The sequence below is a fragment of the Streptacidiphilus sp. MAP12-16 genome (assembly GCF_041262165.1).
In the GTDB taxonomy this organism is placed as follows: Bacteria; Actinomycetota; Actinomycetes; order Streptomycetales; family Streptomycetaceae; genus Streptacidiphilus.
Genome location: NZ_JBGCBY010000073.1, coordinates 1 through 2,705 on the forward strand (window position 1 = coordinate 1; position 2,705 = coordinate 2,705).

Annotated in this window: 1 protein-coding gene; it reads right to left on the reverse strand. The window is 69.5% G+C overall.

Annotated elements, in window-relative coordinates; genetic code table 11:
- Positions 1-2,705 (reverse strand): acyltransferase domain-containing protein (locus ABIA33_RS37975; protein WP_370088799.1); only part of this gene is annotated, 2,705 nt, incomplete at both ends.

Sequence of the window (2,705 nt, forward strand, 5' to 3'; positions counted from 1 at the left end):
CACTGCTGCACCAGAGCCAAGGCCCGATGCACCGCCGCATGCACCGCAACCGCCACACCCCGGTCACTACCCCACACCGGCATCATCGGCACGACGACCGTGTCGGGCACCGACACGCCGCCGACGACCGCCTCGACCAATGCATCCAGATCCGCATACCGCCCAGCACTGTCCAGACCCAAGCCGTCGCCACCGAGCACCACCACCGTGCCACCCGACGTGACGGACGGCAGAGTCACGTCCGTCCACTCGGGGCGGAACAGGGCCTCGTGGTAACCGCCTCCGGCACCGCGTAGCTGGTCGGCAGCGAACGGCCGCAGCACGAGGGATTCCACGGAGGCCACCGGCGCTCCCGTGCCGTCGGCGACGGCGAGCGAGACCGTATCGGGGCCCTGGGGTGCGATCCGCACCCGCAAGGTGGAGGCGCCCGCCGCGTGCAGGGAGACCCCGGACCACGCGAACGGCAACCGGGCCTGCCCGGTGTCCTCCAGAACCCCACCAAGACCAATCGCGTGCAGCGCCGCATCGAGCAACGCCGGGTGCAGACCGAACTGGCTAGCCTCCGCCCAACTCTCCTCCGGCAACGCCACCTCGGCGAACACCTCACCACCAAGCCGCCACGCCGCCCGCAACCCCCGAAACACCGGCCCATACTCAAGGCCGACCCCCGCCAAAACCTCATACAGGCCATCAACCACGACAGCCTCCGCCCCCACAGGCGGCCACTCCCCCACACCAAACGACGCAACAACATCCGCAGACGACAACACACCCGCAGCGTGACGCGTCCACCCCTCATCCACCGGAGCATCCTGCAGATGGGAGAACACCGACAATTGACGTCGCCCAGTGGCATCGGGCGCACCCACCGAAACCTGGACCTGGATCCCGCCCTTCTCGGGCAGGATCAGTGGTGCCTCCAGCGTGAGTTCTTCCAGGCGGTCGCAGCCGACCTGGTCGCCGGCCCGGATCGCCAGCTCGACGAAGGCCGTGCCCGCCAGCAGCACCATCTCGCCGACAGCGTGGTCGGCCAACCACGGATGCATCTCCAGCGACAGGCGCCCGGTGAACAGGTGGCCGTCCCCGTCCGCCAGAGCGACCGACGCGCCCAGCAGCGGATGGTCGGCCGACCCCAGACCGGCCGAGGCGACATCGCCGACCCACCCGGTGTACGGACGCGGCCAGAACCGCTCCCGCTGGAAGGCATACGTGGGCAGGTCGACACGCCGCGCACCACGCCCGGCGAACGCCGCCTCCCAGTCCACCTTCACCCCGCGCACGTGCAACCCGGCCACGGCCGCCGTCACGCTCTCCGCCTCGCCACGGTCCCGGCGCAGGACCGGCATGAGCTCGGCCGCGACGTCGTCGTCCAGGCAGCCCTGGGCCATGGCCGTGAGCGTGCCGTCCGGGCCCAACTCCAGGAACGTTCGGACGCCTTCGGCTTCCAGAGCCTGGACGGCGTCATGGAAGCGGACGGCCTCGCGGACATGGCGCACCCAGTAGTCCGCCGAACACAGGTCTTCCGCCGAGGCGAGCACCCCGGTCAGGGTCGAGACGACCGGAATGCGCGGGGCGCGGAACTCCAACCCCTCGGCAATCTTCCGGAACTCCGCCAGCATGCCGTCCATCAGCGGCGAGTGGAACGCATGACTGACCGTCAGCCTCCTGGTCCGGCGACCCAACTCCTCGAAATGCGCAGCGACCGCAAGCACTGCATCCTCGACACCGGAAACCACCACCGACCCAGGGCCGTTGACCGCCGCAATGCCCACGTCGGCCTCGCGCCCCGCAAGCAGTGGCAGCACCTCCGCCTCGCTAGCCTGCACCGCCACCATCGCACCACCGGCCGGCAACGCCTGCATCAACCGACCACGCGCCGCAACCAACACAGCCGCATCCGCCAACGACAACACACCCGCAACATGCGCAGCCGCCAACTCACCGATCGAATGCCCAGCCAAAACATCCGGCCGCACACCCCACGACTCCACCAGACGGAACAACGCCACCTCAACCGCGAACAACGCCGGCTGCGTGAAGGCCGTCTGGTCCAGCAACCCCTCCCCCGCGAAGACCACCTCCCGCAGCGGACGCTCCAAGTGCCGGTCAAGCTCCGCACACGCCGCGTTGAATGCCGCCGCAAACACCGGGAACGAGTCATACAACTCACGCCCCATCCCCAGCCGCTGACTGCCCTGCCCCGCGAACAGGAACGCGACCTTGCCGCCAGGACCCGCCGACACACCGACCGTGGCGCTGCCCGGGATCTCCCCGCGCGCGAGCGCGTCCAGCCCCTCCAGCACCTCTTCGCGGTCCCGCACGACCAATGCCGCGCGATGCTCAAACACCGCACGCGCCGTAGCCAACGAATAGCCCGCATCCACGACGTCCAGCTCCGCACGCGCAGCAAGATGCACCCGCAACCGCTCAGCCTGACCCCGCAGAGCCTGCGCCGTCCGAGCCGACAACACCAGCGGAACGATCGAGGACGTCACCGCAGGCTCAGGCGCGACCCCAGGCTCCTCCTCCTCGCTCTCAACGACCTCAACGACCTCAACGGCCGGTGCCTGCTCCAGAATGATGTGCGCGTTGGTACCGCTGAAGCCGAACGAGGACACACCCGCCCGACGCGGCTGCCCCGTCTGCGGCCACACCTGCTCCTGGCTCAGCAGCGACACCGCGCCCGCCGACCAGTCCACATGCGA